Annotated in this window: 10 protein-coding genes; 4 read left to right on the top strand and 6 right to left on the bottom strand. The window is 58.9% G+C overall.

Annotation, left to right across the window (positions count from 1 at the left end; all coding sequences use genetic code 11):
- Nucleotides 1-172: 172 nt before the first annotated feature.
- The 4 genes from leuA to ACA049_RS24885 form a co-directional block, all read right to left on the bottom strand.
- Complete coding sequence (gene leuA, locus ACA049_RS24900) at nucleotides 173-1852, bottom strand: 2-isopropylmalate synthase (RefSeq protein ID WP_497330630.1); 1680 nt, start codon at nucleotides 1850-1852, stop codon at nucleotides 173-175.
- 438 nt (nucleotides 1853-2290) lie between these two features.
- The gene (locus ACA049_RS24895; protein ID WP_497330628.1) at nucleotides 2291-3112 is read right to left on the bottom strand and encodes a peptidoglycan DD-metalloendopeptidase family protein; all 822 of its coding nucleotides are present in this window, start codon (nucleotides 3110-3112) and stop codon (nucleotides 2291-2293) included.
- Nucleotides 3113-3115: 3 nt separating this feature from the next.
- The gene (xseA, locus tag ACA049_RS24890; RefSeq protein WP_109634594.1) at nucleotides 3116-4495 is read right to left on the bottom strand and encodes an exodeoxyribonuclease VII large subunit; all 1380 of its coding nucleotides are present in this window, start codon (nucleotides 4493-4495) and stop codon (nucleotides 3116-3118) included.
- A gap of 89 nt (nucleotides 4496-4584) precedes the next feature.
- Nucleotides 4585-5532 carry a LysR family transcriptional regulator gene (locus ACA049_RS24885; RefSeq protein ID WP_497330626.1) on the bottom strand — a complete coding sequence of 316 codons (948 nt, stop codon included), beginning with the start codon at nucleotides 5530-5532 and terminating at the stop codon, nucleotides 4585-4587.
- 100 nt (nucleotides 5533-5632) lie between these two features.
- On the opposite strand from ACA049_RS24885, the gene ACA049_RS24880 reads away from it, so the two are divergent.
- The 4 genes from ACA049_RS24880 to guaA all read left to right on the top strand — a co-directional run bounded on the left by ACA049_RS24880 (nucleotide 5633) and on the right by guaA (nucleotide 10505).
- Nucleotides 5633-6400: a sulfite exporter TauE/SafE family protein gene (locus ACA049_RS24880; protein ID WP_497330624.1), complete on the top strand. Its 768-nt coding sequence runs from the start codon at nucleotides 5633-5635 to the stop codon at nucleotides 6398-6400.
- 186 nt (nucleotides 6401-6586) lie between these two features.
- Complete coding sequence (locus ACA049_RS24875; RefSeq protein ID WP_074873962.1) at nucleotides 6587-7135, top strand: sugar ABC transporter ATPase; 549 nt, start codon at nucleotides 6587-6589, stop codon at nucleotides 7133-7135.
- A gap of 223 nt (nucleotides 7136-7358) precedes the next feature.
- Nucleotides 7359-8828 (top strand): IMP dehydrogenase, encoded by a 1470-nt coding sequence (gene guaB, locus ACA049_RS24870; protein ID WP_109634587.1) that lies wholly within the window; start codon nucleotides 7359-7361, stop codon nucleotides 8826-8828.
- 99 nt (nucleotides 8829-8927) lie between these two features.
- Nucleotides 8928-10505, top strand: coding sequence for a glutamine-hydrolyzing GMP synthase (gene guaA, locus ACA049_RS24865; RefSeq protein WP_497330622.1), 1578 nt, complete (start codon nucleotides 8928-8930; stop codon nucleotides 10503-10505).
- A gap of 89 nt (nucleotides 10506-10594) precedes the next feature.
- Here the strand turns inward: guaA and ACA049_RS24860 are convergent, their stop codons facing one another.
- On the bottom strand, nucleotides 10595-13642 hold the full coding sequence (locus ACA049_RS24860) for a membrane-targeted effector domain-containing toxin (RefSeq protein ID WP_497330620.1): 3048 nt from the start codon (nucleotides 13640-13642) through the stop codon (nucleotides 10595-10597).
- 99 nt (nucleotides 13643-13741) lie between these two features.
- A complete protein-coding gene (gene treR / locus ACA049_RS24855) occupies nucleotides 13742-14446 on the bottom strand; it encodes a trehalose operon repressor (RefSeq protein WP_084320795.1) in 705 nt (234 codons plus the stop codon).

Raw genomic sequence — 14446 nt, 5'->3', positions numbered from 1 at the left:
TCGGTAGCCTGAGCCGGCCCCTTCGCGAGCAAGCCCGCTCCCACATTGAATGCGGTCAAATGTGGGAGCGGGCTTGCTCGCGAAGAGGCCATGACAGGCACCACAAAAATGCCAGGCAAACAAAAAGGCCCCAAGGTTCGCACCTCGGGGCCTTTTGCATTTCAGCGAAGACTTACGCCGCTTTCGCTTCCGGCTGGCTCAGGGAGCGGTTCAGCGCGCTGAACAGGGCCTTGAAGCTCGCGGTGGTGATGTTTTCATCAATGCCGACGCCATGCACCGCACGTTCACCGTTCACACGCAGTTCAATGTAGGCCGCGGCCTTGGCATTGGTGCCCGCGCCGATCGCGTGTTCGTTGTAGTCCATGATCTCCACGGGAATCGGCAGACCGGCCACCAGCGCTTCCAGCGCGCCGTTGCCCTTGCCGCGCCAGTGCAGGTTGGTTTCGCCCTGGCCTTTGCCCGAGACTTCCACTTCTACGGCGCTGTGACCGTTTTCTTCCTGCAAGCGATGGCTGACCAGCGCATACGGGGTGTTGGCCTGCAAATACTCGCTGTGCAGCAAGGCGTGGATCTGTTGAGCGGTCATCTCAAGGCCCAGGCGATCGGTTTCACGCTGCACGACCTGGCTGAACTCGATCTGCATGCGACGCGGCAAGCTGATGCCGTATTCCTGCTCCAGCAAGTAAGCGATACCGCCCTTGCCCGACTGGCTGTTGACGCGGATCACCGCCTCGTAGCTGCGGCCGATGTCGGCCGGGTCGATCGGCAAGTACGGCACTTCCCACAGGGTGTCCGGTTTCTGCTGGGCGAAGCCCTTGCGGATCGCATCCTGGTGAGAGCCGGAGAACGCGGTGTGAACCAGGTCGCCGACGTACGGGTGACGCGGGTGCACCTGGATCTGGTTGCACTCTTCGACGACTTTGCGCACGCCGTCGATGTCGGAGAAGTCCAGCTCAGGGTGAATGCCCTGGGTGTAGAGGTTCAGTGCCACGGTCACGAGGTCGACGTTACCGGTACGCTCGCCGTTGCCGAACAGGCAGCCTTCAACACGGTCCGCACCAGCCATCAGGCCCAGTTCGGTGGCCGCAACGCCTGTGCCACGGTCGTTGTGGGTGTGCAGGCTGATGATCACGCTGTCACGACGGTTGATGTGACGGCCGAACCATTCGATCTGGTCGGCATAAATGTTCGGGGTCGCGCATTCGACGGTGGCCGGCAGGTTGAGGATCACCTTGTGCTCAGGCGTCGGGTTCCAGACTTCGATCACTGCGTCGCAGACTTCCTTGGCGAATTCCAGTTCGGTCGCGCTGAAGGTTTCCGGCGAGTACTCGAAAGTCCACTCGGTGTCTGGCTGCTGGGCGGCGTATTTGACGAACAGCTTGGCCGCGCTCACCGCGATTTCCTTGATTCCGTCCTTGTCCTGGTTGAAGACAATGCGGCGGAAGGAAGGGGAGGTTGCGTTGTACAAGTGAACGATGGCTTTCTTCGCCCCGCGCAGGGATTCGAAGGTGCGCTCGATCAAGTCTTCACGGCCCTGGGTCAGCACCTGAATGGTGGTGTCGTCCGGGATGTGGTTGCCTTCGATCAAGGTACGCACGAAGTCAAAATCGGTTTGCGATGCGGCCGGGAACGAGGCTTCGATTTCTTTAACGCCAACCTGCACCAGGGTTTTCCAGAAACGCAGCTTCTTGACCGCGTCCATTGGCTCGATCAGCGACTGGTTGCCGTCACGAAGGTCGGAGCTGCACCAGATCGGCGCTGCGGTGATGGTCTTCGATGGCCAAGTGCGGTCCGGGATATCGATGGTCGGGAACGCGCGGTATTTCGAAGACGGGTCTTTGAGCATGCTCATCGGGAAATCCTTATTGTGTGGGCCGAAAAAAGGCGGCCTGCCGGTGGATCAATTGTTCTTGGGGAAAGGCATGGGGCGAGGCACCGCGATTCAGCCTGGCAGTCGTGCGCTGACAAGGCACAGGCTGCGGTGCTGGCGAAGCTGAATGAGGGTGTGAGAGGTTTTCATGCCTTCAACCCTAACCTCGGGGGTGGAGGATGGCAAGCAGTCGAAAAAAATTGAGAGGAATACCCGAAAAAGCGATTTCGTCGCGATTTTATTGCTTCGAATGGGTGTGATCGTTTTGATTTTTGCGCGAGGTTTGAGGGATGCGCAATTGGGCAGGATTGGTTGGCGCCGGTGATGTCGCCTTCGCGGGCAAGCCTCGCTCCTACAGAAAATCACGCAACTGTAGGAGCGAGGCTTGCCCGCGAAGAGGCCGGTAGCCTCACCAATACCTTATGGTTGAAACGCCCCGATAAAAATCGCCGGATCCACCCGCGCATCGTTCAGGCTGACATTCCAGTGCATATGCGGCCCGGTCGCCCGGCCGGTGGCACCGACTTTCCCGACCACTCCACCGCGAGCCAGTTGCTGCCCGACCTTCACATCAATCTTCGACATATGGCAGAACATGCTGATAAAGCCCTGCCCATGGTCGACAAACACCGTGTTGCCATTGAAGAAGTAGTTGCCGATCAGGATCACCTTGCCTGCCGCCGGGGTCTTGATCGGTGTGCCGGCGCCCACGGCGAAATCCAGCCCCGAATGCGGATTGCGCTCTTCACCATTAAAGAACCGGCGCACACCGAATTTGCTCGACAGCGGCCCGTTGACCGGTTTGTCCAGCAGCAGGTTGCTCGGGGTGTTCGGACTGAACGTGCGGTAGGCAGTGATTTGCTCGGCCAGTTCGCGCTCGATGCGCTTGAGATTGTCCGGGTCCGGATTGACCTGTTGGGTGTTTTTCAAGGTGATGCGCTGTTCCGGGTACTTCTTGTTGCCAACGGTGAAGCTCAGGTTACGACCGCCGCTGCTGATGGACTGCGCCCCCGGCTTGACGGTCAATGGCACGCCGACAATCGCCAGCCAATTGCTCTGTTCCTTGACCACCAGCACCGGTTTGCCTTGATAGCTGGCTTTCGGCGCCTGGGCAGAAGCGCCCAGATCCACCACGGCCACGCCGCCCGGCACCGGTTTGTTCAACAGGCGGGTGATGTAACTGTCGGCGTGGGCATTGAAGGTCAGGCACAGCAACAGCAGCGGAGCTAAAAAACGCGGCATGGATCAATCCAGTAAAGAAAGGGTGACAGGCGTCAGGTGATTGTCTTCGACCCGGACTTGCAGCTCGCCGTCGCCCAGTTTGGCTTTCAGGCGCTGGCCGGTATGAGTTTGCTCGGCGCTGCGGATTGCGTTGCCGCGTTCATCCAGCAGAATGCTGTAGCCACGGGCGAGGGTGGCCAAAGGGCTGACCACCTGCAACGTCTGCACCTGACTTTGCAATTGCAGTCGACGGGCCTTGAGCCCTTCGCGCATGGCGCGTGGCAGGCGTTCGGCAAAGCTGTCGAGGCGCTGACGAAGCATCGCCAGTTGCCGTCCCGGGTGTTGCCCGGCGAGGCGGGTTTCCAGGCGAATCAGCCGTTCACGACGGGTGTTGAGGCTGCGTTCGAAGGCGCGGCGCATGCGCATGTCCAGGTCATCCAGGCGTTGCGCTTGTTGGCGCAGGCGTTCGCCGGGATGACGCAGACGGCGAGACATGCCTTCCAGGCGCAGCCGATCACGCATCAAGCGGTCGCGGATGCGCATCACCAGGCGTCGATGCAAACTTTCGACCCGGCGCACCAGGTCGCTGGAATCCGGTGCGAGCAGTTCGGCGGCAGCGGATGGCGTAGGGGCGCGAACGTCAGCCACGAAGTCACTGATCGAGACATCGGTTTCATGGCCGACGGCGCTGACAATCGGCGTCACGCAGGCATCCACGGCGCGGGCTACAGCTTCTTCGTTGAAACACCAGAGGTCTTCCAGCGAGCCGCCACCACGGGCGAGGATCAGCGCATCGAAACCGCGAGCGTCTGCCAGCTTCAGCGCGCGGACGATCTGCGCGGTCGCTTCACGGCCCTGCACGGCGGTCGGGATCAGCGTCAGCTGGACCTGCGGCGCGCGACGGCGAAAGACACTGATGATGTCGCGAATCACCGCGCCAGTCGGTGAACTGATAATGCCGATACGCTGCGGATGCGCCGGCAGCGGCACTTTGCGTTCGGCGCTGAACAGGCCTTCGGCACTGAGCTTTTCCTTCAGCGCATCGAAGGCCAGACGCAACGCACCGTCACCGGCTGGCTCGACGGTGTCGAGGATCAGCTGATAGTCGCCACGGCCCTCGAACAGCGAAACCTTGCCGCGCACCTTGACCGCCAGACCGTCTTTCAACGCCTGACGAACCCGCGCCGCGTTCTGCCGAAACAGCGCGCAACGCACTTGGGCGCCACTGTCTTTCAGCGTGAAATACACATGGCCGGACGCCGGACGGGCGAGGTTGGAGATTTCGCCTTCGACCCAGATATTGCTGAACACGTCTTCAAGCAACACCCGCGCGCGGCCGTTGAGCTGGCTGACAGTCAGGACTTCACGGTCCAGGCCGAGTCTTGCAAAGGGATCTTTAATCATGGGGCGCAGTTTAAAGGCATTCGTCGATGAATCTCCATGAGTCAACACAAATCCCTTGTGGGAGCGGGCTTGCTCGCGAAGGCGGTGTGTCAGTCGACATCAATGTTGAATGTTAATCCGCCTTCGCGAGCAAGCCCGCTCCCACAGGGGGTTGCGCAGGTTTTGATGAAGTGTTGAACCAGCGCTATGGGATTCTGCCGGCAGGCGAGGGCGACGGTGCTGTGGCAATCCGGATCGGCCAAGGGCAGAAAGTGGATGTCTTTCGGTGCAATGTCCTGCATCGATTCCGGCAGCAGGGCGATGCCGAATCCGGCCTGAATCAATTGCAGTTGCGTGGTTTTGCGCGACACCACCCGCGCCGCTTTCGGGAAGAATCCCTGGCGCATGCACAACTCGGCAGAGAGATAACTCAACCCGCCACGCTGCGGATGAGGAATGGAGATAAACGCTTCATCCTTCAGCTGCGCCAGGTCGATGCCTTGCGCGGACTTATCCACAGCCAGCCTATGATTGGGCGGCACGGCCAGCAGCAAGCGCTCGTTATATAAAGGAACAATCCGCACGCCTTCACGTTGGCGCAACACCGGCAGACGCAGCAGTCCGACATCCAGTCGATTGTCAGCCAAGGCTTCGAGTTGCGCTTCGGAAGACAGCTTGACGATGTCCATGGACACGCCGACATGCTGATCCAGATAGTCGCTGATGTTTCGCAGCAAGCGGCCACTCATGGGCACGGTGCTGGAATGGCTGAGGCGCAAGGTGCCCAGTTCTCCATTACCAACCTGGGTGGCCATTTCGCTGGCTTTTGTCAGCTCGTTGAGCAGGTTTCTGGCCCGGGGCAAGAAGGCTTCACCCGCTGCCGTCAGCCGGGGCTGGCGGGCGGTGCGTTGGAACAAGGGCGTTTGCAGCCGGGTTTCCATGTCTTTTATTTGCCGACTCAGGGCTGACTGAGCAATGAACAGCCGTTCGGCCGCAGCGCTGAAACTCCCGCTGTCGGCGATTTCCACGAAGTAACGCAATTGGCGGGTTGAAAGCACCAGGCATGCCTTTTTGAGATGGGTGGGTGGCTTTGAAGATATTAGTCGCAAGACTCGGCGCTGGCTAAAGTCATCACAGGTATTCAAGGAAGCCGTGCAGATGAATGTGCTTGAGATGTTGCACCAATGGCCATTCGGCGCCACGGATTGGCTGGTGATCGGGTTGGGCATCGCCCTGGCCTATATCGTGTTCGGTATCGCCGGGTTTGGCACCGCGTTGGTGGCGGGGCCGATTCTGATTCTGTTCATGCCGCTGTCGAAGATTGTGCCGTTGCTGGTGCTGCTGGATTTCGTTGCAGCCTTCGGCAATCTGCTGCCATCGCGGCGGGACGTGGCGAAGCCTGAGTTGCTGCGGCTGCTGCCGTGCATGGCGGTGGGTTGCACGCTGGGGGTGATCTTTCTGCTGAACCTCAAATCCGATGTGTTGTTGCTGCTGATGGGGCTGTTTATCAGCGCCTATGCGATTTACAGCTTGTGGGTCAAAACCCGGCCGACGCAATTGTCCGCCGGTTGGGCTGTGCCGATGGGCACGGTCGGCGGGATGTTCGGGGCTTTGTTTGGCAGTGGCGGCTTTTTATATGCGATCTATTTGAACAGTCGGTTGCCAAAAGAGGCGGCGCGGGCGACCCAGAGTGCGCTGATCAGTTGCAGCACCGTGGTGCGCTTGAGCCTGTTTGCCGTCGCCGGTGTCTATGCCGAGCTACCCTTGTTGGTATTGGCGTTGTGTTTGTTGCCGGCCATGGCGTTGGGGCTGTGGATCGGTCGGCGGTTGACCATGAGGTTGTCCCGCGAGGCGTTCGTGCGGCTGGTGACCTGGTTGGTGCTGGCCAGCGGGATTGCCTTGATCGGGCGTTATTTGAGTACTTGACCGGATTTCGTCAGGGATTAAGCTGCCGGCCGTTTCGACGCCTTCGCGGGCGAGCCTCGCTCCTACAGGATGTATGTCGTTCGTACATTCATCGAACAACACAAATCCTGTAGGAGCGAGGCTTGCCCGCGAAGACGTCAGTACGAACACCGCAGAAACATCCATTTGACGCAGTAGGCTTGCACCATGAATTCGCAAAGCATCATCGTCCCGAAAATCTCCACGCTGCCGGTGCACGAACCCCGGGCACGGGCGGTCGTGCGCTGGCTGGTGCGCAAGAACATCGTCAAAGAAGAACTGACCACTTGCGGTCGCACCGGCAACCGCATGGCCCACGCCATCGCCGACGGTGCCCGTGCCGTGGTGTTGCACCCGGAAGCCCTGCCGTTTGGCGAGCCGATCAATGGCCTGGAAATCATCACCAAGCGCTGCATCTACACGCCGGCCAAGGGTTTCCTGGAAGAGGCGGGTTGCGCTGAGTGCCGCAAGGAAGTCGGCGAAGCGCTGTTCGAAAGCCTGGAGGACTGGATGCCGGGGCGCACCGATAACTTTACTTGCCCGGAATGTGGGCATGAAGACGACATCAACGGTTTTCTTTTCCTGCAGGAATGCGGCTTTTCCAACCTGGGGTTCATCTTCAACAACTGGGCCGAGGCCGGGTTCAAGCAGAGCTTTATTGATGAGTTTGCCGATTGGCTGGATCAGCCCGTCAGTTGGGTGAAGGTCGAGCTGTAAGCAAAACCAAAACCAAAACCAAAACCGTAGGAGCGAGGCTTGCCCGCGAAGCTTTTATCGCCAGTGATGATGCCTTCGCGGGCAAGCCTCGCTCCTACAGGGTTTGTGTGCCAAAACCCCCGTCGATCGACCGTGTCGATAATAGACAGAGTTTTACATTGAACCCGAGGGGGTGTCTGACTATAATGGCGCGCTTCCATTTTCCCGCTCGGGAGCCCCCGCGATGCTGCGTATCAGCCAAGAAGCTCTGACATTCGACGACATTCTCCTAGTGCCTGGTTATTCCGAGGTGCTTCCTAACGAAGTCAGTCTCAAGACCCGCCTAACCCGTGGCATCGAGCTGAATATTCCTCTGGTTTCTGCCGCCATGGACACCGTCACTGAAGCCCGTCTGGCAATTGCCATGGCTCAGGAAGGTGGCATCGGCATCATCCACAAGAACATGACCATCGAGCAGCAAGCTGCCGAAGTTCGCAAGGTCAAGCGTTACGAAGCCGGTGTGGTCAAGGACCCGATCACGATCGAGGCCGACGCCACGGTTCGTGAACTGTTCGAACTGACCCGCCAGCACAACATCTCCGGCGTTCCGGTTTTGCACAATGGCGACCTGGTCGGCATCGTCACTTCCCGTGACGTGCGTTTCGAAAATCGTCTGGAAGCCACTGTCCGCGAAGTGATGACGCCTAAAGAGCGTCTGGTCACGGTCAAGGAAGGCGCCGACAAGAACGACGTTCGCGAGCTGTTGCACAAACACCGCATCGAACGCGTCCTGATCGTCGACGACAAATTTGCCCTCAAAGGCATGATGACCGTCAACGACATCGAAAAAGCCAAGGCTTACCCGCTGGCCAGCAAGGACGATCAAGGTCGTCTGCGCGTTGGCGCTGCCGTCGGCACCGGTAAAGACACCGGTGATCGCGTCGCCGCCCTGGTCAATGCCGGCGTTGACGTTGTGGTGGTCGACACCGCACACGGTCACTCCAAAGGTGTGATCGACCGCGTTCGCTGGGTCAAACAGAATTTCCCTGAAGTGCAGGTCATCGGCGGCAACATCGCCACCGGCGCTGCTGCCAAGGCTCTGGCCGAAGCCGGCGCTGACGCAGTCAAGGTCGGTATCGGCCCTGGCTCGATCTGCACCACCCGTATCGTCGCCGGTGTCGGCGTCCCGCAAATCAGTGCCATCGCCAACGTCGCCGCTGCCCTTGAAGGCACTGGCGTTCCGTTGATCGCCGACGGCGGCATCCGTTTCTCCGGTGACCTGTCCAAGGCCATCGTAGCCGGTGCTTCCTGCGTGATGATGGGCTCGATGTTCGCCGGTACTGAAGAAGCGCCAGGCGAGATCGAACTGTTCCAGGGTCGTTCGTACAAGGCTTACCGCGGCATGGGTTCGCTGGGCGCCATGTCCCAGGCTCAAGGTTCTTCCGACCGTTACTTCCAGGACTCCTCCGCGGGTGCCGAGAAACTGGTTCCGGAAGGCATCGAAGGGCGTGTTCCGTACAAGGGCAGCCTGAGCGCCATCATCCATCAACTGATGGGCGGCCTGCGTTCCTCGATGGGCTACACCGGCAGTGCCGACATCGAAGAAATGCGCACCAAGCCTGAGTTCGTGCGGATCACCGGCGCCGGTATGGCCGAGTCCCACGTCCACGACGTACAGATCACCAAAGAAGCGCCAAACTACCGCGTAGGTTGAGGCTTCCAGCAAAAAGTTAAGTAACCGGGGCTGTTTTATTCAGCCCCGAGTTGTTTCTGAATCACGACTGTTTCTGAATTACTTAGACGAGACTGAATCATGGCCCTCGACATTCACGCTCACCGCATCCTGATCCTCGACTTCGGTTCCCAGTACACCCAGCTGATTGCCCGCCGCGTGCGTGAAATCGGCGTGTACTGCGAACTGCATCCGTTCGATATGGATGAAGACGCGATTCGCGAATTCGCTCCAAAAGGCGTCATTCTCGCCGGCGGCCCCGAGTCCGTGCACGAAGCCAACAGCCCTCGCTGCCCGCAAGCGGTATTTGACCTGGGCGTACCGGTTTTCGGTATCTGCTACGGCATGCAGACCATGGCTGAACAGCTGGGTGGCAAGGTTGAAGGTTCCGAGCTGCGTGAGTTCGGTTACGCCCGTGTTGACGTAGTCGGCAAGAGCCGCCTGCTCGACGGCATCGAAGACCACATCGACGCCGACGGCCTGTTTGGCCTCGACGTGTGGATGAGCCACGGTGACAAAGTCACCAAGATGCCGCAGGAATTCCACATCCTGGCCAGCACCCCGAGCTGCCCGATTGCCGGCATGTTCGACGATGCTCGTGGCTACTACGGCGTGCAGTTCCACCCGGAAGTGACCCACACCAAGCAGGGCGGTCGCATCCTGTCGCGCTTCATCCTCGAGATCTGCGGCTGTGAAGCCCTGTGGACGCCGTCGAAGATCGCGGAAGACGCCATCGCTCAGGTTCGCGCCCAGGTCGGCACCGACAACGTCTTGCTCGGCCTGTCCGGCGGCGTTGACTCCTCGGTGGTTGCCGCGCTGCTGCACAAAGCCATTGGCGACCAGCTGACCTGCGTCTTCGTCGACAACGGTCTGCTGCGTCTGCACGAAGGCGAGCAAGTGATGGCCATGTTCGCCGAGAACATGGGCGTCAAGGTGATCCGCGCCAACGCTGAAGACCAGTTCCTCGACAATCTGGCTGGCGAAAGCGACCCAGAGAAAAAGCGCAAAATCATTGGTCGTACCTTCATCGACGTCTTTGATGCCCAGTCCAACAAACTGGACAACATCAAGTACCTCGCCCAGGGCACCATCTACCCGGACGTGATCGAGTCGGCTGGCGCGAAAAGCGGCAAGGCTCATGTGATCAAGTCGCACCACAACGTGGGTGGCCTGCCGGAAGAAATGAACCTCAAGCTGGTTGAACCCCTGCGCGAGCTGTTCAAGGACGAAGTCCGTCGTCTGGGCCTGGAACTCGGCCTGCCGTACGACATGGTCTACCGTCACCCGTTCCCGGGTCCGGGCCTGGGCGTGCGGATCCTCGGTGAAGTGAAGAAGGAATACGCCGACCTGCTGCGTCGTGCCGACCACATCTTCATCGAAGAACTGCGCAAGGCCGACTGGTACCACAAGGTCAGCCAGGCGTTCGTGGTGTTCCAGCCGGTGAAATCGGTTGGCGTGGTTGGCGATGGCCGTCGTTACGCCTGGGTCGTGGCCCTGCGTGCGGTGGAAACCATCGACTTCATGACCGCGCGTTGGGCACACCTGCCTTACGAACTGCTGGAAACCGTCAGCGGCCGCATCATCAATGAAATCGAAGGCATCTCCCGCGTCACTTACGACGTGTCGAGCAAGCCGCCAGCGACGATCGAGTGGGAGTGATCCCGGTCTGACTGATCGTCCGTGACAACCGAAAGGCCCCGTGAATGTGAGTTCACGGGGCCTTTTGCGTATCGCGGTACGGTGTTTTCCTAAACGGGCAGGCGTCCTTCGAGTTTCATGCCCATGCGGGTGAAAGCGTGCGAGAGGTCGACCAGGCGAGGGTAAGGTTTTTGATGGATATCGGCCCAGGCGGGACGATTGACCAGGTATTGTCCATCGGCCGTTCGTTCAACCAGGGTTTCGGTGATCAGACCGGTTCTGCTGCGATGGATCAGTGTCCAGGTTCCATCCGATTCCTTGAAGGTGAACATTCCCTGACGGAACAGGATGCGATCCATTTCAGCCGGGGTTCGCTGCAGCATGGACATGGGGACCTGCAGGTTGATATCGGCATACAAGGTGTCGAATTCTCCCTCAAAGTTAACGGGTAGCGGGCTGGCATTACGGCCCACCTCTACGCCGTGGTCGATCTCTATTTTCAGGCTGTGTTCGGGAAGTACCTCCTCAATACGCAAACCGATACCGCCATTCATTTCACTGATGCCGGCCATGCCTCTAAAGGTATTGGTGTTTTCCTGGCCTGTCAGCACCACCCATTTACCTGACCTGCCAAGCGCTTCATTGGCACGCATGATCGTAGTGGTGAGGTAGTTTTTAATGGATTGTTCCTGAACGTCAATGAAGGACGATGCTGGATATCGGTAACTTGCGAGACAGTCAGTCGCCTGGATCCGGATACCGTTCTCACGAGCTACCTTGACGACTTCAAGAGGGGTGAACTTCCCGGCAGGATCGCTTTGGAGCTGTTTCAGATACTTTTCGAGCATGCCGTCCATCTGTGCACTTCTGGCGAAAGTATTCAGGTCGATTTGATTGAAGTCGTTGAGCAAGCGATGCATATAGATCGTCTTGACGCCTTGCCGTGCCAATGTCTGCATGTTCTCGATCAGGAACTGCATGCTGGCAATTCGATCCTGGCTTTCACCAATCACTAACCCGGGCGCGGCATCGAATATCTTCTCGATGAGTTCCGACACGGTCATGGATGGCGTGATGACGGGCTGTACCGGACGTGCTGGTAATGAGGAAAAAAAGTTCTTTTTCGAAAGGGCGGTGCGAGTATCCCTCAACAGGGTTGCGCGACGTTCAGCGACGAACTCTTCATACGGAGTCATCCCTTTCAGGCGTCCGTCGGGAAGGTTGATTATTCTTATGTGCGTTTCTCTTTTACCTAACGCCAGGACGTTAAGTGACCGCCCATTGGGGGTGTCGTATTTCGTCGAGGGCGCGCGAAGTTCTTCCGGTGGAAGGACAGGGGCGGGAATTCGGGAAGGTCCCGGAACAGCGACGAGGTCGTCGTTGCCGCCACCCTTTAAACCGGATGTCGGCTTCAGCTCCCACTCGCCCTCGCCATTCAAGCGGACGGGTATCGATCCTGAGGAGGCGTGAGGGTTTGCGGGGTCGATGATGGCCCAGTTGCCGCCACCATTGATGTCAGCTTCGTAGCGCACGTAATAGGCTGCATCGTTCATCATGATGGCAGACGCGGGGTTGGAGTTGAGTGAGTAGATGCCCTGGAACTTGCCATGGGTGGCGAGTGGCGTCTCACTTTCCAGAATCTCGTTACTTTGCCAGTACTCCGGTACTTCAAGGTGCTGTACCGGTGCCGGTTTCAGGGGGATGAACTCTTGAAGTTGAGTGGTTGCACTCTCTGCACCGTCGGATACCTCCGGTTCTTGTGCACCGATCGGCTCAGCAGGGGTGTTGGCCTCTCGCAGCCTGGCCATTTCGGCGGCTTCGGCGGCCTCGGCTGAAGCGCCGACCTCCTCCAGAACGTCCACCTCCTTGAGCAGCGGAAGATTGAACAGGAGGTTGATGCCATCCAGCACGGCGCCTTTGACGCCGGCCTTGCGCTCCGCCACGGTTTTGCCGTTGACGGCCTTGTCGATGTTCAAGCCCATTGAAGCGATGCTGGCGCCAATCACCGGCAGCGCAATCGGCCAACCGAGCAGTGCCAGCGGTCCGAATACGTGCAGCCCGGCAGTCAGGTAGCCGAGCCACATGCCTTTGCGCAGTTGTCCATTGGTGACCAGAGACAGATCCGCTTCTTGCGACATCGCGCTCCGGACATTGCCGCTCAGCCAGGTGAACGCGTCGCCGCCGAGGGTGATGTTTTTCTGATTGATCAAATGGTGGTCGTATTTGCCCCATGTGCCCACCAGCTGGTTCATCAGGGGCGTGATGTTGTCGTGGATCTCTTGACGCACCGACAGCGGGAAATGGGTCATGAATTCGGCATAACGCGCGTCATCGTTCATTTGCAGCAAGATCCACCAGTGCATGTCCGTCAGCGTCGGATGCACATGGAAGGCTTTTGCTGCGCCGGGAACGTAGGTGATTTGCCGGCCACTGCTGTCAACGATGCGCAGAATATCCGTGGCGACATGCCCGGCAACATCCAGGGCGCACACCTGTAGATCCTCAGGCGCCGAGGTCTGTGCCCGCAAGGTTTCCAGAGTGATTGGCCAGGCCTTGTCAGCCGAGACCGCCCTGATGACGGTCTGAAACTCCTCCTCTTGCAGCGTACCGTTTTCCCGGGCTTCGACGGCTTTGCTCAGATAGTTGCATTTGGCCAAGGCCCGATAATCATCGAAATGAACGCTCCAGTAGGCGTTCAGTTTGTTCAGGTAACGGTCGCTGAAGGTCTCGTGCCAGAAGTCCTTGAGCACTTCGCTCGGGTACATCCGGACTTCATTGGTTTCGTTGAAAATGCTGGCGGTGGCGTCAGCGGTGTAAAACCCGCCGTAAGCGTCCAGCTGGTCGGCGTAGTCCTGGTCAGTGACGTAATACCGATGAATGACCAGTTGTGTCAGGGTCATTGATTGACTGGGTTCAGGGCTGTGTTCCCAGCCGAGGAAGGCCTTGGTGCTGCTGGCTGACACATTGTTGAACCGATGCCACCAGACCTTATCCGGGTCCAGGCCGGTAATGCCTTGCTTTGCGAGGATTTCGCCGGCCATCGCACGGGCTTCTTCCTGCAAATCCGGACAGGCCGTGACGATGACGGGCGCGATGACTTTTAGCTGATCCTTGTCGGCGGCATTGGGGGACACTTCAATTTGTTGATCAACAGGCATGCTCTCGCTCCTTGAGAAATGGGCCGTGAGGATTACCCATTTGCTCAAGGCAAGTGCACTACATAGTTATGCCCACATGCATTGCGTGACCGTGTAGGGTCAGCGCCGTGCCACATCCGAAAAGTAGAACTTGTCGAGGGTATGCCGTGATTCGGTGTACTCGAACTGGCGGCCGTCCTGCAGGAAGGTCTGGTTGCTCACCACAATCACATGGCTCTGGCCGTCGAGGTCGAGGTGATGCTGGTCGTCCTTGCTCCGCGGCACCGCTTCGATGGTGCGCTGGGCGTAGGCGATTTGCAGTTGCAGGGTCTGTTCGATGAAGGCGTAGATCGACTGCTCGGCGATGTCGCGGGACAGGCCGGGAATCACATCACTGACGAAATGGTTGATGTCGAGGATCACGCGTTTGCCGTCGATCCGCCGCACGCGCTTGATCCGCGTGATCAGGCTGCCTTCTTCAGCCTTGATGTGTTCGAGCAGCGGGCCTTCGAGGGGGATCTGGGTGAACTCGACCACCTCGGTGCTGACGTCGTTGCCCAGTCGCGGATAAGTCTCCTGGAAGCTGACGATGCCGCCCAGCTGGAATTCGATCGGGTTGGTCGACAGCACAAAGGTGCCTTTACCGTGGACTTTCTGGGCGAAACCACGCTCCTGCAATTGCTCGATGGCCTTGCGCACAGTGCCGCGACTGGCCTGGTAGCTGTCCATCAATTCGGTTTCTGAAGGCAACCGGGCGCCACGTTCCAGACGTTCGGTCGTGATGCTGGCAAGCAGATCGCTGTAGATCTGGTTGTATTTACTCAT

It is taken from the genome of Pseudomonas sp. LBUM1662 (assembly GCF_059695915.1).
The sequence above is the reverse complement of the archived record's forward strand: the minus strand, read 5'-3'. Positions and strand labels throughout refer to the sequence as shown.